General features: G+C 71.0%; 17 protein-coding genes and 1 tRNA gene. 13 read left to right on the top strand and 5 right to left on the bottom strand.

Annotated features, from left to right (window positions below):
• Positions 1–24 precede the first annotated feature (24 nt).
• The 3 genes from FHU40_RS00440 to FHU40_RS00430 all read left to right on the top strand — a co-directional run bounded on the left by FHU40_RS00440 (position 25) and on the right by FHU40_RS00430 (position 3,929).
• On the top strand, positions 25–1,494 hold the full coding sequence (locus FHU40_RS00440; protein WP_183590335.1) for a glutamate synthase subunit beta: 1,470 nt from the start codon (positions 25–27) through the stop codon (positions 1,492–1,494).
• A 381-nt stretch (positions 1,495–1,875) separates the two neighbouring features.
• The gene (gene pyk / locus FHU40_RS00435) at positions 1,876–3,345 is read left to right on the top strand and encodes a pyruvate kinase (protein WP_183590334.1); all 1,470 of its coding nucleotides are present in this window, start codon (positions 1,876–1,878) and stop codon (positions 3,343–3,345) included.
• A 59-nt stretch (positions 3,346–3,404) separates the two neighbouring features.
• A complete protein-coding gene (locus FHU40_RS00430; RefSeq protein WP_183590333.1) occupies positions 3,405–3,929 on the top strand; it encodes a 2'-5' RNA ligase family protein in 525 nt (174 codons plus the stop codon).
• A gap of 413 nt (positions 3,930–4,342) precedes the next feature.
• Here the strand turns inward: FHU40_RS00430 and FHU40_RS00425 are convergent.
• A tRNA-Leu gene (locus FHU40_RS00425) sits at positions 4,343–4,415 on the bottom strand.
• Between the two features lie 94 nt (positions 4,416–4,509).
• On the opposite strand from FHU40_RS00425, the gene FHU40_RS00420 reads away from it, so the two are divergent.
• From FHU40_RS00420 to FHU40_RS00395, 6 genes are all read left to right on the top strand, one after another.
• Complete coding sequence (locus FHU40_RS00420) at positions 4,510–4,737, top strand: hypothetical protein (protein WP_183590332.1); 228 nt, start codon at positions 4,510–4,512, stop codon at positions 4,735–4,737.
• Positions 4,738–4,770: 33 nt separating this feature from the next.
• Positions 4,771–5,388: an ANTAR domain-containing response regulator gene (locus FHU40_RS00415; protein ID WP_183590331.1), complete on the top strand. Its 618-nt coding sequence runs from the start codon at positions 4,771–4,773 to the stop codon at positions 5,386–5,388.
• A gap of 194 nt (positions 5,389–5,582) precedes the next feature.
• Entirely contained in the window at positions 5,583–6,869 is a 1,287-nt protein-coding gene (locus FHU40_RS00410; RefSeq protein ID WP_215527242.1) for a branched-chain amino acid ABC transporter permease, read from the top strand.
• Positions 6,870–6,886: 17 nt separating this feature from the next.
• Positions 6,887–8,062 carry a branched-chain amino acid ABC transporter permease gene (locus FHU40_RS00405; RefSeq protein ID WP_183590330.1) on the top strand — a complete coding sequence of 392 codons (1,176 nt, stop codon included), beginning with the start codon at positions 6,887–6,889 and terminating at the stop codon, positions 8,060–8,062.
• 4 nt (positions 8,063–8,066) lie between these two features.
• Positions 8,067–9,053 carry an ABC transporter ATP-binding protein gene (locus FHU40_RS00400; RefSeq protein ID WP_183590329.1) on the top strand — a complete coding sequence of 329 codons (987 nt, stop codon included), beginning with the start codon at positions 8,067–8,069 and terminating at the stop codon, positions 9,051–9,053.
• Positions 9,050–9,841, top strand: coding sequence for an ABC transporter ATP-binding protein (locus FHU40_RS00395; RefSeq protein WP_183590328.1), 792 nt, complete (start codon positions 9,050–9,052; stop codon positions 9,839–9,841). The genes FHU40_RS00400 and FHU40_RS00395 overlap by 4 nt, the downstream gene beginning before the upstream one ends.
• A 641-nt stretch (positions 9,842–10,482) precedes the next feature.
• Here FHU40_RS00395 and FHU40_RS00390 read toward each other — a convergent pair.
• Both FHU40_RS00390 and FHU40_RS00385 read right to left on the bottom strand, forming a co-directional pair.
• Entirely contained in the window at positions 10,483–11,838 is a 1,356-nt protein-coding gene (locus tag FHU40_RS00390; RefSeq protein WP_221199474.1) for an ABC transporter substrate-binding protein, read from the bottom strand.
• Positions 11,839–11,983: 145 nt separating this feature from the next.
• Positions 11,984–12,730 carry a DUF554 family protein gene (locus FHU40_RS00385; RefSeq protein WP_183590327.1) on the bottom strand — a complete coding sequence of 249 codons (747 nt, stop codon included), beginning with the start codon at positions 12,728–12,730 and terminating at the stop codon, positions 11,984–11,986.
• 109 nt (positions 12,731–12,839) lie between these two features.
• Here FHU40_RS00385 and FHU40_RS00380 point away from each other — a divergent pair, with 109 nt between their 5' ends.
• A complete protein-coding gene (locus FHU40_RS00380) occupies positions 12,840–13,412 on the top strand; it encodes a GNAT family N-acetyltransferase (protein ID WP_183590326.1) in 573 nt (190 codons plus the stop codon).
• Between the two features lie 111 nt (positions 13,413–13,523).
• On the opposite strand, the gene FHU40_RS00375 is transcribed toward FHU40_RS00380, so the two are convergent.
• Positions 13,524–13,967, bottom strand: coding sequence for a PaaI family thioesterase (locus tag FHU40_RS00375; protein ID WP_183590325.1), 444 nt, complete (start codon positions 13,965–13,967; stop codon positions 13,524–13,526).
• A 42-nt stretch (positions 13,968–14,009) separates the two neighbouring features.
• Between FHU40_RS00375 and polA the strand changes: the two genes are divergently transcribed.
• Positions 14,010–16,691, top strand: a complete 2,682-nt coding sequence (gene polA / locus FHU40_RS00370; RefSeq protein WP_183590324.1) for a DNA polymerase I — start codon at positions 14,010–14,012, stop codon at positions 16,689–16,691.
• A 604-nt stretch (positions 16,692–17,295) separates the two neighbouring features.
• Here the strand turns inward: polA and FHU40_RS00365 are convergent.
• Positions 17,296–18,522: a lipopolysaccharide biosynthesis protein gene (locus tag FHU40_RS00365; protein WP_252275284.1), complete on the bottom strand. Its 1,227-nt coding sequence runs from the start codon at positions 18,520–18,522 to the stop codon at positions 17,296–17,298.
• A gap of 75 nt (positions 18,523–18,597) precedes the next feature.
• On the opposite strand from FHU40_RS00365, the gene FHU40_RS00360 reads away from it, so the two are divergent.
• Together FHU40_RS00360 and dprE1 are read left to right on the top strand one after the other, a co-directional pair.
• Positions 18,598–19,467 carry a decaprenyl-phosphate phosphoribosyltransferase gene (locus FHU40_RS00360; protein ID WP_252275287.1) on the top strand — a complete coding sequence of 290 codons (870 nt, stop codon included), beginning with the start codon at positions 18,598–18,600 and terminating at the stop codon, positions 19,465–19,467.
• Positions 19,460–20,809: an FAD-binding protein gene (gene dprE1 / locus FHU40_RS00355; RefSeq protein WP_183590322.1), complete on the top strand. Its 1,350-nt coding sequence runs from the start codon at positions 19,460–19,462 to the stop codon at positions 20,807–20,809. The genes FHU40_RS00360 and dprE1 overlap by 8 nt, the downstream gene beginning before the upstream one ends.
• Positions 20,810–20,841 lie beyond the last annotated feature (32 nt).

The following is a 20,841-nucleotide window of genomic DNA, read 5'->3' as shown; positions in this document are numbered from 1 at the left end:
AAGGCATGAAGGGGGGAGCTCGGCATGGCTGATCCACGTGGATTCCTCAAGAGCGGCCGTCAGGTCGCCGAGCGACGGCCGGTCGAGGAGCGAGTGCGGGACTGGCAGGAGGTCTACCCCGGCAGCGCCGGGCGGGCCCTGCTCCCGATCATCACCGAGCAGGCGGGCCGCTGCATGGACTGCGGCATCCCGTTCTGCCACCAGGGCTGCCCGCTCGGGAACATCATCCCCGAGTGGAACGACCTGGTCTGGCGCAACGACTGGGAGGGCGCGATCGAGCGCCTGCACGCGACCAACAACTTCCCCGAGTTCACCGGCCGCCTCTGCCCGGCCCCCTGCGAGACCGCCTGCGTGCTGGGCATCAACCAGGATCCGGTGACGATCAAGAACGTCGAGGTCTCGATCATCGACAAGGCATGGGAGTCCGGCCTGGTCCGGCCCCAGCCGCCGGAGTGGCTCTCGGGTCGCACCGTCGCGGTCGTGGGCTCGGGCCCGGCCGGCCTCGCCGCCGCCCAGCAGCTGACCCGAGCCGGCCACACGGTCGCGGTCTACGAACGGGCGGACAAGATCGGCGGCCTGCTGCGCTACGGCATCCCCGAGTTCAAGATGGAGAAGAAGCACCTCGACAAGCGCCTCGAGCAGATGCGCCGTGAGGGCACCGTCTTCCGGGCCGGCGTCGACGTCGGTGGCGAGCAGCTCACCGCCGACCGGCTCAGGGAGAGGTACGACGCCGTCGTGCTCGCCATGGGTGCCACCGAGCCCCGCGACCTGCCGGTGCCCGGGCGCGAGCTCGCCGGCATCCACCAGGCGATGGAGTTCCTGCCGCAGGCCAACCGGGTCGCGCTGGGCGAGGAGGTCGACGGCCAGATCCTGGCGACCGACAAGCACGTCGTGATCATCGGCGGTGGCGACACCGGTGCCGACTGCCTCGGCACGTCGACCCGTCAGGGCGCGGCGTCGATCACGCAGCTCGAGATCCTGGCCGAGCCGCCGGCGTCCCGCCCTGCGGGCCAGCCGTGGCCCACCTACCCGATGATCTTCCGGGTCTCCTCGGCGCACGAGGAGGCGGGTGACCGCGTGTACGGCGTCTCGACCAAGGAGTTCCTCGGCGACGAGCACGGCAACGTGCGGGCGCTGCGCCTGGTCGAGGTCGTGTTCGAGGGCGGCAGGCTGACCGAGGTCGAGGGCTCCGAGCGGGAGATCCGGGCCGACCTGGTGCTCTTCGCGATGGGCTTCCTCGGTCCTGAGCGGCCGGGCCTCGTCGAGCAGCTCGGCGTGGACCTCGACGAGCGCGGCAACGTCAAGCGCGACGCGACGTACCAGTCCTCGGAGCCGGGTGTCTTCGTCGCCGGCGACGCGGGCCGGGGCCAGTCGCTCATCGTGTGGGCGATCGCCGAGGGGCGTGCGGCCGCGGCGGCCGTCGACCGGTTCCTCACCGGCTCGACCACGCTCCCCGCCCCGATCGCCCCCACCGAGCGCCCGCTGGTGGTGTGAGCTCGGTCGTTTGACCACCTGCTCGGGGTCGTTCGGGCAGTGCCGGTCTGAACCTCATGTCTGGGTCTGGTGGGATCTGGGTCTGGTGGGGTCTGGGTCTGCGCGGGCCGTCGGCCGGTCGAGCTGCCGGGGGTGGTCAGGGAAAGCGACGACGACACGCCGACAACCTCCGGCGTGTCGCCGTCGCTTGCCCTGACCGCCCCTGCCCGGGCCCGGCGTGTCTCTTCGTTTCCCCGGGCGCCCGGGGAAACGAAGAGACACGCGATCCGCCCCCTGGCAAGCCGGCCCGGCCCCGCTCACACGCACGTGAACCGGCGGTTCTGCGACCCAGCGCCCTGGAGGTTTGGTCTTCGGAAGGTCAAAGTCGCTAGGGTGAGGTACGTGCGTAGAGCCAAGATCGTGTGCACCCTCGGCCCGGCGACCTCGTCGCCGCGACGGATCCGGGAGCTCGTGTACGCCGGGATGGACGTGGCCCGGCTGAACATGAGCCATGGGTCCCACGAGGACCACGCCGAGGCGTACCGCCTGGTGCGCGAGGCCTCCGACGCCAGCGGTCACGGGGTGGGCATCTTCGCCGACCTCCAGGGCCCGAAGATCCGGCTCGAGACGTTCGAGAACGGGCCGGTCGTGCTGCACCGCGGCCAGGAGTGGGTGATCACCACCCGCGACGTGCCGGGCGACGACCAGGCGTGCGGCACGACGTACAAGGGACTGCCCGGCGACGTGCAGGTCGGCGACCCGATCCTCATCGACGACGGCAAGATCCGGCTGCGGGTCACGAAGGTGGTCGACGGCACCGACGTGCACACCGAGGTGCTGGTCGGCGGCAAGGTCTCGAACAACAAGGGCATCAACCTCCCCGGTGTCGCGGTCTCGGTGCCGGCGCTGTCGGAGAAGGACATCGCGGACCTGCGCTTCGCGCTGCGCCTGACGGTCGACTTCATCGCGCTGAGCTTCGTCCGCGACGCCAAGGACGCCGAGGACGTCCGCAAGATCATGGACGAGGAGGGCGTGCGCATCCCCGTCATCGCGAAGATCGAGAAGCCGCAGGCGATCGAGAACCTCGACGAGGTGATCGCTGCGTTCGACGGGTTCATGGTCGCCCGCGGCGACCTCGGCGTCGAGTGCCCGCTGGAGGACGTGCCGTTCCTGCAGAAGCGGATCATCGAGAAGGCCCGCCTCAACGCCAAGCCGGTCATCGTCGCGACCCAGATGCTCGAGTCGATGATCGGCAACCCCGCGCCGACGCGTGCCGAGGCCTCCGACGTCGCCAACGCCGTGCTCGACGGCGCCGACGCGGTGATGCTGTCCGGCGAGACCAGCGTGGGGGAGTACCCCGTGCACACCGTCGAGACGATGGCGCGCATCATCACGGCGACCGAGGCCCATGCGCTCCAGGACAGCGACCGCTTCGGCGTCGCCGCGATCGACTGGGACCCCCACACCAAGAGCGGCGTGATCGCCAAGGCCGCCGAGGAGGTCGCGGAGCGGGTCGGCGCCAAGTACGTCGTGGCCTTCACGCAGAGCGGCGACTCCGCGAAGCGGATGTCGCGGCTGCGCGGCCCGATCCCGGTCCTCGCCTTCACGCCGCTGCCGGCCGTCCGGTCGCAGCTGGCCCTGACCTGGGGCGTCGAGACCTTCAAGACCCAGCCCGTCGAGCACACCGACGAGATGGTCCGCCAGGTCGATGAGCAGCTGCTCCAGATCGGCCGGGTGACCGAGGGCGACCTGGTCGTGATCATCGCCGGCAGCCCGCCGGGCATCCCGGGCTCGACGAATGCACTGCGGATCCACCGGATGGGCGACGCCATCAACGAGGTCGCCCCGGCGTACCGCCGCCCCACGCGCTGAGGCGCCGTCCCGGCGCCGACGCTGGGCGACACTGGGCGACACTGGGCGACACTGAAGGCATGGCGCTCGCGGTCTGCCTCCTCTTCGACGGCCGGTCCGAGCGCCTGGTCCGGGACCTATGGAGCCGGCTCGAGGTCCACGGCATCCGCACGCTCGAGACCCACACGCACCGCCGGCACCGCCCCCACCTGTCGTACGCAGTGCTGCGGGCGTGGGACCTCGACCGGGTCCGGGCGATCGTCGAGGCGATGCCCGACGGGGGCGGCTTCCTCGCCGAGGGGCACGGCTCGGTGCTGTTCCCGCGCGGCCGGGTCGCGCTCGCGGTGTCGATCCCGGCGGCGGTCGCCCTCCGCCAGGAGCGCGTCGCCACGGCGCTGGTGGCGGCCGGGGCGGACCTGCACCAGCACTACCGCCCGGGCCACTGGATCCCGCACGTCTCGGTCGCGACCCGGGCCAAGGGCACGCGCCAGGCCGCCGCGGTCACCATGGTCGCCGACACGCTGCCGCTGGGCCTGACGGTCGCCCGCGCCGCGCTGATCGACAGCGCGACCGGGCAGACCTGGCCGCTCTCGACCGTGCCGTGACGGGTCGGATCGTCGGATCCAGGCGCCGTACGACCGGCTGTCCTGACTGATCCGTGGGTGGTACGTCTGGCGCCCTGCGGTGGGGTCCCGGGGGCCGAGCGGGAGATTCGTCGGCCGGCCGACGAATCTCCCGCTGGGACGACGGAGCTTCGTCGTCCGGGCGTGAGTTCGGTCGTCCCGGTGGAATGCGCACCGCCGGGTGCCGCCCCGTGGATAGTCCGTCACGGAACGGCGGGCCGACCGCGCGAAACGACAGCCAGAACGTGACGGACTATCCCGTCCGCGGGCCCGCAAGCCGGCTGTGATCCGTCGCGACCCGGCTGCGCCCGTGGCCAGCCCGTCGCTCGTCCACCCCCGCGACCGATGGACACCGAGCCGCGGGTCCTGCTGGAACACGCAGGTGGCGGGGACCGTGCCCCGGGTGGGATTCGAACCCACACTGAATGGTGTTTGAGACCATCGCCTCTGCCGTTGGGCTACCGGGGCCAGCAGCGCCAGAACTTTAGCCGAAACGCCGCCGGCCCACGCCCTTGGCCAAAGTCGACCTGTCTACTACAGTTTCGAGCGAAGAGGTTCGCGGGTGCTCGGCAGCGGGGAGATCGACATGACCATGATCGCCGGGATCGGTGCGCGGATCGGCGACTGGGGCCGCCGGAGCAACGAGCGTGCGTTGGCGAACGCGCGGGAGGCGTCGACGACGCTGAGCCGGACGCGGGTCGAGCGCGAGGAGGTCGAGCTCTACCTGCGCACGCGGTACGCCGGGCCGGTCCGTCACGAGCCGATCAGGGATGTGACCCGACCGGCCTGACGGCGCCGGCCGCGGGCGGATACGCTGCTGTCCGTGACGCAGCCGACCGACCCGCGGGCGCCCGAGGGTCCCGCGCGGAAGGTCGTCATCGCCGAGGACGAGGTCCTGATCCGGATGGACCTCGCGGAGATGCTCACCGAAGAGGGGTACGACGTCGTCGGCCAGGCGGGCGACGGTGCCACCGCGGTCGAGCTGGCCCAGGAGCTGCGCCCCGACCTGGTGATCCTCGACGTCAAGATGCCCGTCCTCGACGGCATCGCCGCGGCCGAGCAGATCGCCGGCCAGCGGATCGCGCCGGTGGTCATCCTGACGGCGTTCTCCCAGCGGGACCTGGTGGAGCGGGCCCGTGACGCGGGCGCGATGGCCTATCTGGTGAAGCCGTTCAGCCAGTCCGATCTCGTGCCGGCGATCGAGATGGCGATGAGCCGCTTCGCCGAGCTGTCGATGCTCGAGGCCGAGGTCGCCGACCTCACCGAGCGGCTGGAGACCCGCAAGGCGGTCGACCGCGCCAAGAACGTGCTCCAGGAGCAGCTCCGGCTCTCCGAGCCGGAGGCCTTCCGGTGGATCCAGAAGACCGCCATGGACCTGCGCCTCTCCATGCGGCAGGTGGCCGAGGGCGTCATCGCGCACGGCCCCGGCATCGCGGGCTGAGCCCTGCGCCGGGCGGCTCCGCCGCCGTACGTCTCCGCCTGATCACGCTTTGGTAAAGCCTCGTTGCGACGCGCGCGACTGGCGCGGGAGAGTGGCGCAGACCACATTATTGGCCCCTAGACTGCCCGAAACCCGGCCGGGTTCTGGATGGGAGGACCGAGTTGAAGTCTCAACACGTCGTCCGCGAGCGGAGGGTGGCCAGAGGGGCTGCGGGGCTGATCGCCGCGCTGCTGCTCGCGCCGCTGCTCGCACTGATGTCCTCAGGGGCGGCCCAGGCCGTCGACACGCTCTGCCTCCCGGGCCCCGACGCCGCCTGCATCGCGGGCACCGTCCGCACGGAGGACGGTCCGCTGGCCGACGTGAAGCTCACGGTCACCGACGAGAGCGGCGCCGAGCAGGAGGTCACCACCAGCGAGACCGGCAAGTGGAACCTCCAGCTCGACAAGGAAGGTCCCTACGTCGTCAAGATCGATGAGGCGTCCCTGCCCGACGACGTGGTCGTCGCCGAGGACCAGATCACGGTCCAGGCGGCGTTCGGAGTCACCAAGCCGGCGCTCTTCGACGTCCGCACCGAGGCCTACAGCGCCTCGACGAGCAAGGTCGACGAGCTCGTGCAGAGCACGGTCAACGGCATCCGGCTCGGCCTGCTGCTCGCGCTGGCCTCGGTCGGGCTCTCGCTGATCTACGGCACCACCGGCCTCTCGAACTTCGCGCACGCCGAGCAGGTCACCCTCGGTGGGCTGCTCGGCTACTTCTTCGTCAACCAGCAGGGCCTCAGCCTCTGGGTCGGCGGCATCCTGGTGGTGATCGTGTGCTCGTTCACCGGCTGGTTCCAGGATCGGGTGCTCTGGCAGCCGCTGCGGCGCCGGGGGCTCGGGCTGATCCAGATGATGATCGTGACGATCGGGCTCTCGCTGGCACTCCAGTACGTCTTCCAGTACGCCGTCGGGGCCCGCACCGTCCGCGTCGAGCAGGCCAACCCGGAGGTCAGCACGTTCGGGCCGGTCACGATCACCAACCAGTCGCTGGTCGCCATGGGGATCTCGATCGTCGTCCTGGCCGCGGTCGGGTACGCACTCCTGCGCACCCGCATCGGCCGCGCCACCCGCGCCGTCTCCGACAATCCGGCGCTGGCGTCGGCGTCGGGCATCGACACCGACCGGGTGATCCGCCTGGTCTGGACGGTCGCCATGGGCCTCGCGGGTCTCTCGGGCCTCCTCTACGCGCTGGTCACCAACGGCATCAAGTGGGACTCGGGCATGCAGATCCTGCTGCTGCTCTTCGCGGCGGTGACCCTGGGCGGCCTCGGCACCGCGTTCGGAGCCCTCCTCGGCTCGTTGATCATCGGCCTCGTCGTCGAGCTGTCGCCGGTGCTGGGCATGCCCGGTGACTTCAAGTACGCGACCGCCATGCTGATCCTGATCCTGCTCCTGCTCGTGCGACCGCAAGGTCTGCTCGGCAAGCCGCAGCGGGTCGGGTAAGGGAGGGACTGACGACCATGGACACCATCCAGTTCATCCTCAACGGCATGATGCGCGAGGCACTCTCGCCCCAGACCGCCGCGGTCGCCATCGCGGTGATCGGCCTGAACATCCACTTCGGCTTCACCGGACTGATCAACATCGGTCAGTCGGCGTTCATGCTGCTCGGCGCCTACGGCTTCGCGATCTCGGTCTGGCACGGCCTGCCGATGGTGGTCGGCCTGGCTCTCGGGTTCGGCGCGGCGTTCGTCTTCGCCCTCATCCTCGGCGCGCCCACCCTGAAGCTGCGTGGCGACTATCTCGCGATCGTCACGATCTCTGCCGCCGAGATCATCAGGTACGTCGGCAGATCGGCGTTGCTGACCGACTTCACCGGCTCCGCCCAGGGCATCCCGGGCAGCCAGTACCGCGACCCCTTCACGAGCCTGTCCTTCTTCGGCGGCGGCCAGTTCACGCTGCTGCCGTTCAACTACACCGACGTCGCCGACGGTGCGGCCTGGGTGCGCATCATCGGGTGGGTCCTCGTAGTGGCGTGCGCCGTGGTGCTGATCCAGCGGCTCCGGAGGGGCCACGCGTTCGCCGGCCTGGGGCAGGCCGCGCTGATGGGCGCCCTGATCATCGTCGGCATCTTCCTGCTGTTCTTCCTCTTCCCGGTGCCCAACCAGCGCACCGGCGTCAACGGCTGGTGGGTCAGGTTCATCGCCTGGGGCCTGGTGCTGCTGTGCACCCTGGTCGTGTACCTGCTGGTCCGCAGCCCGTGGGGCCGCCTGCTGCGCGGCATCCGCGAGGACGAGGACGCGATCCGCTCCCTGGGCAAGAACGTCTTCTCCATCAAGATGCAGGCGCTGATCATCGGCGGGCTCTTCGGTGCGCTCGGCGGCATCGTCTACGTGCTGCCCGCCAGCGTGCAGCCCGACTCGATGGGCCGCTCGCTGACGTTCTTCTGCTACACGGCCCTGCTGCTCGGTGGAGCCGCGACGATCTTCGGGCCGCTGCTCGGCTCGATCCTGTTCTTCGCCGCCCGCATCGGCATCAAGTACACCGCCGCGGCGTACGTGCCCGACAGCATCATGAACAACCAGCAGACCGAGCAGTTCTCCTACATCGTCGTCGGCGTGGCGCTGATGCTGATCGTGATCTTCCGACCACAAGGCATCCTGGGCAACAAGAGGGAGCTCCGATTCAATGTCTGACCAGATGGCATCCCCGTCCGTTGCCCCGCGTGGGCTCGCCGACCCGGCCGCTCGCCGCGAGCTGGTCTCCGGATTCGAGGCGACGCCCGGCTCGGGCAAGCCCGATCCGATCCTGGTCGTCGACAACATCGTGCGCCAGTTCGGCGGCATGACCGCCGTCGACGTCCAGCACCTCGAGGTGCAGCGGGGGATCATCACCGCGCTGATCGGCCCCAACGGTGCCGGCAAGACGACGTTCTTCAACCTGATCACCGGCTTCGACAAGCCGACCTCGGCCGGCAAGGGCGCCCACTGGGCCTTCGACGGCCGCACCCTCGACAAGACGTCGGCGTCGAGTGTGGCGCGGGCCGGCATGGTGCGCACCTTCCAGCTCACCAAGGCGCTCAGTGCTATGACGGTGATCGAGAACATGATGCTCGGCGCCCAGGACCAGGCGGGGGAGAACCTCTTCAAGTCGATGTTCCGCGGCACCTGGCGCAAGCAGGAGCGGGAGATCGAGGCGAAGGCCGACGAGCTGCTCGCGCGGTTCAAGCTCCACGAGAAGAAGGACGACTACGCCGGCAGCCTGTCGGGTGGTCAGCGCAAGCTGCTCGAGATGGCGCGGGCGCTGATGAGCGACCCGAAGATGATCATGCTCGACGAGCCGATGGCGGGCGTGAACCCCGCGCTCACCCAGTCGCTGCTCGGCCACATCCAGAGCCTGCGCGACGAGGGCATGACCGTGCTCTTCGTCGAGCACGACATGCACGTCGTACGCCATATCTCCGACTGGGTGGCGGTGATGGCGGAGGGCCGCCTGGTCGCCGAGGGGCCCGCCGAGTCGGTGATGTCCGACCAGGCCGTGATCGACGCCTACCTCGGTGCGCACCACGACACCGACCTCGGCGACGACGCCCTGCTCTCCGACGAGACGATGGAGGAGCTCGCGGAGCAGGTGGCGGCCGAGGAGGCCGAACGCGAGGCCGAGGAAGAGGCGGAGGGACTGCGATGACCGAGCAGCAGACGGGTGGCACCGCCACCGAGACCCGCACGCCGGTGGTGGAGGCCCGCGACCTGGTCGCCGGCTACCTGCCGGGCGTGAACATCCTCAACGGCTGCAGCCTGCAGGCCTTCCCGGGCGAGATGATCGGCATCATCGGTCCGAACGGCGCCGGCAAGTCGACCCTGCTCAAGGCGATGTTCGGCCTGGTGAAGGTGCACTCCGGCTCGGTGCTGCTGGGCGACCGCGACATCACGAACCTGCGCACCAACCAGCTGGTGGAGATGGGCGTCGGCTTCGTGCCGCAGACCAACAACGTCTTCCCGTCGCTGAGCATCGAGGAGAACCTCCGGATGGGGCTCTTCCTGCGCCCGAGGAAGGTGCGGGAGCGCCTCGATGCGATGTGGGACCTGTTCCCGGTGCTGCACGACCGGCGCAACCAGAGTGCCGGCGCGCTCTCGGGCGGCGAGCGCCAGTCGCTCGCGATGGCCCGGGCGCTGATGATGGAGCCCTCGGTGCTGCTGCTCGACGAGCCGTCGGCCGGCCTGTCGCCGGTGCGCCAGGACGAGACCTTCCTGCGCACCCGGCGGATCAACAAGACCGGGGTCTGCGTGGTGATGGTGGAGCAGAACGCCCGCCGCTGCCTGCAGATCTGCGACCGCGGCTACGTCCTCGACCAGGGCCGTGACGCCTACACCGGCACCGGCCGCGAGCTCGCCAACGACCCCAAGGTCATCGAGCTCTACCTCGGCACCCTGGCCAAGGACGTCGACGACGCGCGCGACCACCCCTCGGCCTGACGGATCCCCGTCGACGCGCTCGGCGGTGACGGTGGTCGAGGAGGCGCGCCCACGGTGGTTGAGGAAGGCGCGCCCCACGGTGGTTGAGGAAGGCGCGCCCCACGGTGGTTGAGGAAGGCGCGCTAGCGCCTGTCTCGAAACCACCTGTCCCGCGCGTGCGAGTGCCGGCGTCCTCCCGGTGCCAGGGTGGGTGCGCGTCCTCCTCGTCCAGGGTTCTCGTTCGCCGCTCCGGCCCTTGACGACTCCTCCCGCACACTCCGTTGCCGCCTCTTGGACTGGACGCCGATCCATGGTCGGATCTGGGCCGCGTTGGGGCGCGGTGGTTGAGGTGTGAGGGCCGCCAGGCCCGAGCCTCGACACCACCACCGGTGGAGGAGCGTCCCGGTGCCCGGGTCGGTTGGCGGTTCATCAAGGGAGGAGGTCGACGTCGCGCCTCCCTGGCTCAGTTCATCGAGGGAAGCGTGGCCTGACCGTCATCCCGTGATGAACCTGCGACCGGTGATGACGTGGGCAGTGGGGCGGATCTCAGCGGGAGGTTCGTCGGTCGGCCGACGAACCTCTCCGCTCGACCCGCACCACCAAGCAAGAGGCCCCGGACCGAAGTCCGGGGCCTCTCGCAGAACTCAGCGGTGATCAGCAGATCACTTCTGGCCCTCCACGGTGCTGGTGAGCTCGTTCTTGTTGTCGGCGTTGTAGGTGTAGATGCCGACGAACGCCGACGACGGGTCGTTCTCGTCGTCGATCGGGCCGATGCCCGAGGGACCGGCGTACCGGATCTCCTTGTCCTCCCCGAGCAGGGCGACGCAGTCGGCGTAGGTGTTGCACTCCTCGGCGCCGTCCACCGCGCCGGAGACGGCCGCGAAGTTCTTCTGGATCGTCTGCGGGTCGGTGCCGCCACCCCGGACCGCGGCCAGCGCGGCGAGGATCGTGGCGTCGTAGGACTCGGCGCCGTACGCGAAGTCCTTGAGCTTCGTGCCCTCAGCCGCCTCGTACCAGCCGACCAGGCGGTCCTTGAAGCCCTGGTCCGGGTCCGCGCCGGGGATGGTGCCCTGAGCGCCCTCCATGGTGCCCTTGGCGAAGTCCGCGCTGTAGTCCGCGGTGTTGCCGTCGGAGAGGTAGACCTTCGACATGTCCCAACCCTGAGCCTTGAGCTCGGGGATGATCGACTTGGTCTCGTCGAAGGCGAGCACGACGATCGCGTCGGGCTTGGCGGCGAGCACGCCGCTGACCTCGGCGGAGAACGTCGTCTGGCCGGCCGGGAACTCGTCGCCCTGGCCCTTGCAGCCGTAGACGCAGGAGCCGCCGGCACCCTTCACGGTGTCCTCGACCGCGTTCCGCAGGCCGGTGCCGTAGGTGTCGTTGAACACCAGGAAGCCGACCTTCGAGTAGCCGTCGGTCGAGATCAGGGTGCCCAGCGCGTTGCCCTGGACGCCGTCCGGCGGCGCGGTGCGGAAGTACCACGGCGAGTAGCCGGACAGGTCGACGGCGGTGTTGGCCGGGGAGACCTGGACGATCTTGTTGTCGGCGAAGGTGTCGACGACGTTCAGGGACACACTGGAGGACGCGGCGCCGATGACGACGGAGGGCTTGCTCGCGACGAGCGTGCCGGCGGACGCGGTGGAGACCGACATGTCGGTGGAGTCACCGGAGTCCTGGACGTCGTGGCACGCCTTGGTGCCGTCGACGCCGCCGGCGGCGTTGATGTCCGAGACCGCCAGCCCGACGCCCGAGATCTCCGGCGGGCCGAGGTAGGCCAGGTTGCCGGTGAGCGGCAGGATGCCGCCGACGCGGAGGCTGTCTGCGCTGGTCTGGTTGGCGGCGCACTTGTCGTTGGTGAACGAGTCCGCGGCCGGCGCGGACTCGGAGGCCGACGGAGTGTCGCTGGCGGTTGCCTCGGGCTCGTCGCTCGAGTCGTCGCCGCATGCGGTCAGGACGAAGCTGATCGCGGCTGTGCCCGCCATCAGCCGCACCCAGGTGGCGGTTCTGGATCGATTCACGGGGTGAACCTTTCTGTCGCGTTGATGCACTACACCGCGCCCGTCCTCGAGAGACCGGGCATAGCCCTGCCACCGTAGGACCGGCTACCGGGCAGTGTGATGTGCGGCACGTTGTCGTTAGCGAACCGTTACGTCACCGAAACCGTCAACGAAACGCGGCCACGAGCTGTACCAGGACCGGTGCGACGAGCAGTGCCGGGAGCAGGTCCGCGACCGGGATCTCCCGCACCCGCAGCAGCCGGAGGGCCACCCCGACGAGCAGCAGCCCACCGGTCGCGGTGATCGCCGCGAGATGGGCGTCGGGCAGGACGTCGCCGAGCGCCAGGCCGAGCAGCGTGAGGCCGCCCTGGACCACGACGATCGTGGTCGCGCTGGCCGCGACGCCCCACCCGAAGGACGCGGCGAAGGCGATCGCGGCGAAGCCGTCGAGCGCGGCCTTGAGGAACAGCTGCTCGGAGCCGTTGCCGAGGCCGTCGTCGAGCGACCCCAGGATCGTCAGCGGCCCCGTGCAGAAGACCAGCGAGGAGACCACGAAACCTTCGACGAAGCGGTGCCGCTCCACCGAGCTCGCCCCGCCCGAGAGCCGGCGCTGCAGCCAGCCGCCGAACCACTCCACCCGCGACTCCAGGCGCAGCAGCGAGCCGACGATCCCGCCGACGAGCAGCGAACCCAGCACGACGAGCATCGGGGCGCTGTCACCGATCGTGTCGGAGAGGTCGTCGTCGAGCACGGCCATCGCCGACGTACCCGCGATCAGCAGGGTCACCAACCCCAGCGCGTCGGTCACGACGTCGCGGGTGCGCACCGGGAGCCGATTGCCGAGAAGCACGCCGATCGTGCTGCCGATCAGCACGGTGGCGACGTTCACGACGGTGCCGATACCGGGGATCACGGGACTCCTCTGACATCACGGGGAGGCTGAGCGTAGTCTCTACCGGTGGAGCCGCGACCGGGGGACAGGAGACGCGGCAGGCCTGAGAGGTCGGAATAGGCATGTCGCGATGAGCCGCTTGCTGGTGTCGCTGCGCTCGGTGACCCCCGAGGACGCCGCCCATCTCGCCGAGGTGTGGGGCGACGTGATCCGCAGGGCCGGTCCCGAGGACCAGGTCGCCGACATGGAGGCCGTGATCGCCATGGTCCTGGACTCCGACGATCAGCGCATCGTCGTCGCCGAGTACGACGGCGAGTTCGCCGGCGCCGTCCATCTCGAGCGCACCACGATGTCGGCGCTCAACCTCGAGCCCGTGGTCCGCGCGCTGTCGCCGCACGTGCTCGTGGCCCACCGGCGGCGCGGGGTCGGCACCGCGCTGATGGAGGCCGCGGTCGCCTGGGCCGAGGAGCTCGGCATCGCGCACGTCGCGACCGCGGCCGTCGCGGGCTCCCGGGACGCCAACCGCTTCATGGCCCGGATCGCGCTCGGACCGTACGCCGTGCTGCGGGTCGCCACGACCCACGCGGTGCGCGGCCGGCTCAGCGCGCACCGTCGCCCGGCCGCCGCGGGCGGTCGCCAGCTCACCCAGGTGCTCGCCGCCCGCCGCTCGCTGCGCCGCAGCCGGGCGGGGGCCGAGGGCTGATCGCGGCCACGGGGTTTCGGCTGCTGGCAGCCCAAACCCGCGCGACGCGCCGACGCGCACCGGCGTGTCGCCCGGGTCCTGGCTGCTGACAGCCAAGACCCGCAGCACGGCTCACCCCGCGTACCGCTCCCGCGGCATCAGCGCGCAGGTGATCCGCGAGGTGCACACGCGCTTGCCGCGCTCGTCGGTGACCACCACCTCGTACGTCGCCGTCGTGCGGCCGAGGTGGATCGCGGTGGCCGTGCCGGTGACCGTGCCGGATGTCGCCGAGCGGTGGTGGGTGGCGTTGATCTCGATGCCCACCGACAGCCGGTCGGGGTGGGCGTGGATCGCGGAGCCGACCGAGCCGAGGGTCTCCGCGAGCACCACCGAGGCGCCCCCGTGGAGCAGCCCGTAGGGCTGGGTGTTGCCCTCGACCGGCATCGTCGCGACCACGCGCTCGGCCGAGATCTCGGTCAGCCGGATGCCCATCTTGTCGTTGAGCCCGCCCATGCCCTCGGGCATCGCGGCGATGTAGTCGTCGATGCTCAGCGGATCCGCGTCGGGGGTGGTCATGGTGCCATCCTGCCTGTCGGTGGCCGCCGCTAGAGTCGCAGGGTGCCACGCCTGCTGCTGCTCGACGGTCACTCGCTCGCCTACCGTGCGTTCTTCGCGCTGCCGGTGGAGAACTTCTCCACGACGACCGGACAGCACACCAACGCCGTCTACGGCTTCACCTCGATGCTGATCAACGTGCTGCGCGACGAGCAGCCCACCCATGTGGGGGTGGCCTTCGACGTGTCGCGGCAGACCTTCCGCCTGGAGCAGTACTCCGAGTACAAGGCGAAGCGCAACAAGACGCCGTCCGAGTTCAGCAGCCAGCTGCCGCTGATCGAGGAGGTCCTCGACGCGCTCAACATCCCGTTCCTGAAGAAGGACGGCTACGAGGCCGACGACATCATCGCCACCCTGGTCACCCAGGCCCTCGACGACCCGGAGATGGAGGTGCTGATCCTCACCGGCGACCGCGACTCGCTCCAGCTCGTGACCGACCGCTCCACCGTCCTCTACCCGATGCGCGGGGTCTCCGACCTGGCCCGGATGACTCCGGCCGCCGTCGAGGAGAAGTACGGCGTCCCGCCGGCCCGCTACCCCGAGCTCGCGGCGATCGTGGGGGAGACCTCCGACAACCTGCCCGGCGTCCCCGGTGTCGGCCAGGGCTTCGCCGCCAGGTGGATCAACCAGTACGACGGCCTCGACAACGTCATCGCCCACGCCGACGAGATCACCGGCAAGAAGGGCGAGGCGCTGCGCGAGCACCTCGGCGACGTGATCCGCAACCGTCAGCTCAACGCCCTGGTGCGCGACCTGCCGCTGGACAAGGCCCCGGCCGACCTGGCCGTGCGCCCCTGGGACCGCCAGGAGGTGCACACGCTCTTCGACGGGCTCGAGTTCCGGGTGCTGCGCGACCGGCTCTTCGAGACCCTCACCTCCGAGGAGGAGATCGACGACTCCGGCTTTGAGCTCGCCGGGTCCGTGCTCGCCGCGGGCCAGGTGGCCGGCTGGCTCGCCGAGCACGCCGCGAGTGGCGATCGGGTCGGGCTGCACCTGACCGGCCGTTGGGGCTCGGGCACCGGCGACGTCGACTCCCTCGCCCTCGCGACCCCGGCCGGCGCCGCGGCGTGGGTCTCGGCGGAGAGCCTCGACCCTGCCGACCAGGCCGCGCTCGGTGCCTGGCTCGCCGACGCCGACCGCCCCAAGGTGCTGCACGACGCGAAGGGCCCGATGCTCGCGCTCGCGGCCTGGGGGCTGCCGCTGGCCGGCCTGGCCCGCGACACCGCGCTCTCGGCGTACCTCGCCCGGCCCGATCAACGGTCCTACGACCTCGCCGACCTGACGGTCCGCTACCTCAAGCGTGAGCTCAAGCAGGGTGGCGCCGACGACGGCCAGCTCAGCCTGGGCCTGGAGACCGAGTCGGCCGGCGAGGTCGAGATGCTCCACGCGCGGGCGGTGCTCGACCTGGCCGCCGCGCTCGACGACGAGCTCGAGGAGCGCGGCGGCACCCGGCTGCTCGCCGAGGTCGAGCTCCCACTGGTCGACCTGCTCGCCGACATGGAGCGCACCGGCATCGCCGTCGACGTCGACCACCTGCAGAGCCTGGAGCAGCACTTCGCCGCCGAGGTGCGCAAGGCCGCCGACGACGCGTACGCCGTCATCGGCAAGGAGATCAACCTCGGCTCGCCCAAGCAGCTCCAGGTGGTGCTCTTCGACGAGCTCGGGATGCCCAAGACCAAGCGCACCAAGACCGGCTACACCACCGACGCCGACGCGCTCCAGGCGCTCTACGTGAAGACCGAGCACCCGTTCCTGCTCCACCTGCTCCGGCACCGCGACGTGATCCGGCTGCGGCAGACCATCGAGGGCCTGCTCAAGACGGTCGCGAGCGACGGGCGCATCCACACCACGTTCAACCAGACGATCGCTGCGACCGGCCGGCTCTCCAGCACCGACCCCAACCTGCAGAACATCCCGATCCGCACCGAGGAGGGCCGGCGGATCCGGGAGGCCTTCGTCGTCGGGCAGGGCGCGGCCGGCGGCGAGTACGAGTCGCTGATGACCGCCGACTACAGCCAGATCGAGATGCGGATCATGGCCCACCTGTCCGAGGACGACCTGCTCATCGAGGCGTTTAAGTCGGGGCGCGACTTTCACTCGATCACCGCCGCCCGGGTCTTCGACGTGCCGGCCGACGACGTCAGCGTCGAGATGCGCGCCAAGATCAAGGCGATGAACTACGGCCTCGCCTACGGTCTCTCGGCGTTCGGGCTCGGCCAGCAGCTCGGCATCGACCCGGGGGAGGCGCGCGGGCTGATGGACGAGTACTTCCAGACCTTCGGTGGCATCCGCGACTACCTCGCGGGCGTGGTCGAGGAGGCCCGCAAGACCGGCTTCACCGAGACCATCATGGGCCGGCGCCGCTACCTGCCCGACCTGACCAGCGACAACCGGCAGCGCCGCGAGATGGCCGAGCGGATGGCGCTCAACGCGCCCATCCAGGGCTCCGCGGCCGACCTGATCAAGGTCGCCATGCTCAACGTCGACCGCACCATCGCCGAGGCCGGTCTGAGGTCCCGGATGCTGTTGCAGGTCCACGACGAGCTCGTGTTCGAGGTCGCTGCCGGCGAGCAGGAGGCGCTGGAGACCCTGGTGCGCGAGCAGATGGGCGGTGCGGCCGAGCTCGCCGTGCCGCTCGACGTCTCCGTCGGCTTCGGCCGCAGCTGGCACGAAGCCGCGCACTGAGGCGACGCCGCCGTCGGCGGTCGGTGGTGCGCAGGAAACCGGGTCGGGTGCCGGAAGGGTTGCTGGCTCACCGCTGGTGGGGGTGGTCGGTGCTCGGTGGTGAGCAGGCAACCGGGTCGTGCCGGAAGGGGTTGCTGGCTCACCGCTGGTGGGGGTGGTCGGTGGTCGGTGGTGCGCAGGAAACCGGGTCGGGTGCCGGAAGGGGTTGCTGGCTCACCGCTGGTGGGGGTGGTCGGTGGTCGGTGGTGAGCAGGAAACCGGGTCGGGTGCCGGAAGGGGTTGCTGGCTCACCGCTGGTGGGGGTGGTCGGTGGTCGGTGGTGCGCAGGAAACCGGGTCGGGTGCCGGAAGGGGTTGCTGGCTCACCGCTGGTGGGGGTGGTCGGTGGTCGGTGGTGCGCAGGAAACCGGGTCGGGTGCCGGAAGGGGTTGCTGGCTCACCGCTGGTGGGGGTGGTCGGTGGTCGGTGGTGAGCAGGAAACCGGGTCGGGTGCCGGAAGGGGTTGCTGGCTCACCGCCGGTGGGGGTGGTCGGTGGTCGGTGGTGAGCGGGCAACCGGATCCGATGCCGGAAGGGTTGCTGGCTCACCGCCGGTGAGTCGGTCGGCTACCTCTCTGCCGGGCGGACGACGCGCAGGCTGACCACCAGCAGCACGGCGAGGAGGGCGGCGTCGGTGCAGGTCACGACGGTCAGCAGCCCGCGCAGCGAGGAGCAGGTGAGCCCGACGCCGACCATGACGGCCAGGGCCGCCCAGACCAGGTAGACCGAGCGTCGTCCCTGGCGGGCCAGCACCGAGTAGACCAGCAGTTGCAGCATCGCGAGCACGATGCCGAGCAGCGCGAAGATCCACAGGTGATCGCCGATCTCGCGGTAGTCGCTGCCGCCGACGAACACCAGTGCGAGGTCGGGCAGCAGGGCGGCGCCGAGCACGACGAGCAGGCCGATCGCGAGCACCAGGCTTAGGCTCGCGGTCAGCGCTCGGCGGGCCTGGCCGATCGTCGCCATCGACGGGAACGCGACGACGACCACGAACTGGGGGAGGAACAGCACGGCCTTCGTCAGGATCAGGCCGCCGGCGTACAGGCCGGCGTCGTGCGGGTCGAGCACGTTGCGCGCGACGACGATGTCGGCGTTGGAGAGCGCGAAGAACGCCAACAGGGTCTGGGAGTTGTGCAGGATCTCCCGCATCACGTTGCGGAAGCCGTGGTCCGCCGAGCCCGCGCCGACGTCCCGCGGGCGCCGGAGGAACCACCAGCCCGCGACCACCGGAGCGCAGGCACCGAGGCCGACGCCGACCAGCGCCACCGTCTCGGTGGGCTGCCACAGGATCAGCGCGGTGCCGATGACCAGTCGGGGGACCCCGCTCAGCAGGTAGACCACCGACAGCGCACCCCAGCGCCGCTCGCCCTGCAGGACGCCGGCCTGCCCGCCCATCACGGTGAACGGGATCGACACCACCGAGATCAGCGCCGCCGTGGCCAGGCTCTCGAGCCGGAGCACCTGGTTGAGCACGGGCGTGAGCACCAGCAGCACGACACCGAGGCCCAGGGCGGCCCGGTAGGTCACGCCGAGGACCGTCTTCTCGATCTGCGCCACGTGCTCGGGCTCCGCGGCGATGCGCCGTGCGGCCGTCGCCTGGAGGCCGAGCTGGAGCACCGCGATCACCAGCAGGGCGGCCATCAGGGACGCGAAGGCGCCGTAGGACCGCGGCCCGAGCAGCCGCGCGGCGATCATCGTGAAGGCGTACGTCGCGACGTTCATGACGCCCATCGCGATCGCGATCGAGCCGCCGCCGCGGAAGACGGCGGCCAGCCGGTGCGACGCGACACTCACGGGAGGGAAGCGTAGGCGACGCGGCCGCGCTCGCCGTACCGCGCCCTGGGCCGGGATCCTCCTAGACTCACCGCCGTGACCACCGCCGCCGCGCTCGCGCGCTCCATGCGCCCGCGCCAGTGGGTCAAGAACGTGCTGGTGGTCGCCGCCCCGCTGGCGGCCGGCGACATCGGCGAGCCGGGGGTGCTCGGCGCCACGCTCGTGGCCTTCGTGTCCTTCTGCCTCGCGTCGTCGGCCGTCTACCTCGTCAACGACTGCGTCGACCGGGAGGCCGACCGCGCCCACCCCCGCAAGCGACACCGCCCGATCGCCGCCGGCGAGCTGTCGGTGACCACCGCCGTCGCGACCGCCGTCCTGCTCACCGTGTCGGCGGCCGCGCTCGCGCTGACGACGACGTGGCAGCTCGTCGCCCTGGTGCTCGCGTACGTCGCGGTGCAGCTGGTCTACTCGGCCTGGCTCAAGCACGAGCCGGTGATCGACCTGCTCCTGGTCGCGGCGGGGTTCCTGATGCGCGCCGTCGCGGGTGGCCTCGCCGCGTCGCTGGAGATCTCCGACTGGTTCCTGCTCGTCGCCGGGTTCGGCTCCCTCTTCATGGTGGCCGGCAAGCGCTACTCCGAGCTGCACACGCTCGGCAGCGAGGCGGGCACCCGCCGCTCGCTGGTGCGCTACACCGCGTCGTACCTCCGGTTCGTGTGGAGCGCCGCGGCCGCGGTCACCATCGCCGGCTACAGCCTCTGGGCGTTCGGCAACTCGAACGCCGGGCAGCTGCTGCCGTGGCACGCGCTCTCGATCATCCCGTTCGTCGGTGCGCTGCTGCGCTACGCCGTCGACATCGACGCGGGCACCGCCGCCGAGCCGGAGGACATCGTCTGGCGCGACCGGGTTCTCCAGGGGATCGGCGTGGTCTGGCTGGTGCTCCTCACGGTCGGCGTCCTCGATGGCTGAGCCCGCGACCGACGTCGTGCTGACCGGCTGGGGCCGGACCGCCCCGACGGCCGCGTCCCTGCGCCGGGCCGACGCCAGCGGCGTCGCGCGGCTGCTGCGCGACGCCGGGCCGCGCGGCCTGATCGCCCGCGGGCTCGGGCGCTCGTACGGCGACCCCGCGCAGAACGCCGGTGGGGACGTCCTCGCGCCGCTGCCCGGCTGGATCGACGAGCCCGGGCCGGACGGATCGGTGCGGGTCTCGGCCGGCACCAGCCTGCACGACCTGATGCGGCACCTGCTGCCGCGCGGCCGGTTCGTGCCCGTCACCCCCGGAACGCGCTACGTGAGCGTCGGCGGCGCGATCGCCGCCGACGTACACGGCAAGGGCCACCACGTCACCGGCAGCTTCGGCGAGCAGGTCGTCTCCCTCGACCTGGTGCTGCCCGACGGCACCACCCGGACCGTGGGCCCGGACACCGACCCCGAGCTGTACTGGGCGACCGTCGGCGGCATGGGGCTCACCGGGGTGATCGTGGCCGCGGTGCTGCGCACCATCCCGGTCGAGAGCGGCTACCTCACCGTCACCACGCAGCGGCTCCCCGACCTCGACGCCGTGCTGCGGGAGATGGCCGAGGGCGACGCCCGCTTCGGGTACTCCGTCGCGTGGATCGACACCGAGGCCCGAGGCCGATCCCTGGGCCGGTCGGTGCTCTCGCGCGGCGACCACGCGCGCCGCGACCAGCTGTCCGGCCGCGCCGCCCGGGACCCGCTCGCGCTCCCGCGCGCCCCCCGGCTGACGGTGCCGCTCACCCCGCCGACCTCACTGGTGACGGCCGCGACGGTCCGCGCGTTCAACGAGCTGTGGTTCCGCAAGGCGCCCCGCTGGCGGAGCGACGAGTTGCAGGACGTCTCCGCGTTCTTCCACCCGCTCGACGGCGTCGCCGGCTGGAACCGGCTCTACGGCCCGCGCGGCTTCGTGCAGTACCAGTTCGCCGTTCCCGAGGCGCACGCCGACGTCGTACGCCGCATCCTCGAGCGGCTCGCGGCCGACCGGCACCCGACCTTCCTGGCGGTGCTCAAGAGGTTCGGTCCGGGCAGCCCCGGCTGGCTGTCCTTCCCGCGGGCCGGGTGGACGCTCGCCGTCGACACCCCGGCGCGGCCGGACCTGGCCGACCTCCTCGCCGGCCTGGACGAGCAGGTCGTCGCGGCGGGCGGTCGGGTCTACCTCGCCAAGGACGCCAGGCTGCGACCTGAGATCGTCGACGCGATGTACCCGCGTGCGAGCGACTTCCGTGAGCTCCGGGCCCGGCTGGACCCGCAGCGCCGCCTCCAGTCCGACCTCGCCCGCCGCCTCCACCTCTGACCCCGACCCGACCGTGATCCCGACCCGACGAG

The organism is Nocardioides soli, assembly GCF_014191495.1.
GTDB lineage: Bacteria > Actinomycetota > Actinomycetes > Propionibacteriales > Nocardioidaceae > Nocardioides > Nocardioides soli.
The sequence above is the reverse complement of the archived record's forward strand: the minus strand, read 5'-3'. Positions and strand labels throughout refer to the sequence as shown.

Excerpts from the sequence above, each read along its gene's own strand:
- FHU40_RS00440 (WP_183590335.1), top strand. The coding sequence starts at position 25 with ATGGCTGATCCACGTGGATTCCTCAAGAGCGGCCGTCAGGTCGCCGAG.
- FHU40_RS00430 (WP_183590333.1), top strand. The coding sequence starts at position 3,405 with ATGGCGCTCGCGGTCTGCCTCCTCTTCGACGGCCGGTCCGAGCGCCTG.
- FHU40_RS00405 (WP_183590330.1), top strand. The coding sequence starts at position 6,887 with ATGGACACCATCCAGTTCATCCTCAACGGCATGATGCGCGAGGCACTC.
- FHU40_RS00400 (WP_183590329.1), top strand. The coding sequence starts at position 8,067 with ATGGCATCCCCGTCCGTTGCCCCGCGTGGGCTCGCCGACCCGGCCGCT.
- FHU40_RS00395 (WP_183590328.1), top strand. The coding sequence starts at position 9,050 with ATGACCGAGCAGCAGACGGGTGGCACCGCCACCGAGACCCGCACGCCG.
- FHU40_RS00380 (WP_183590326.1), top strand. The coding sequence starts at position 12,840 with ATGAGCCGCTTGCTGGTGTCGCTGCGCTCGGTGACCCCCGAGGACGCC.
- FHU40_RS00375 (WP_183590325.1), bottom strand. The coding sequence starts at position 13,967 with ATGACCACCCCCGACGCGGATCCGCTGAGCATCGACGACTACATCGCC.
- dprE1 (WP_183590322.1), top strand. The coding sequence starts at position 19,460 with ATGGCTGAGCCCGCGACCGACGTCGTGCTGACCGGCTGGGGCCGGACC.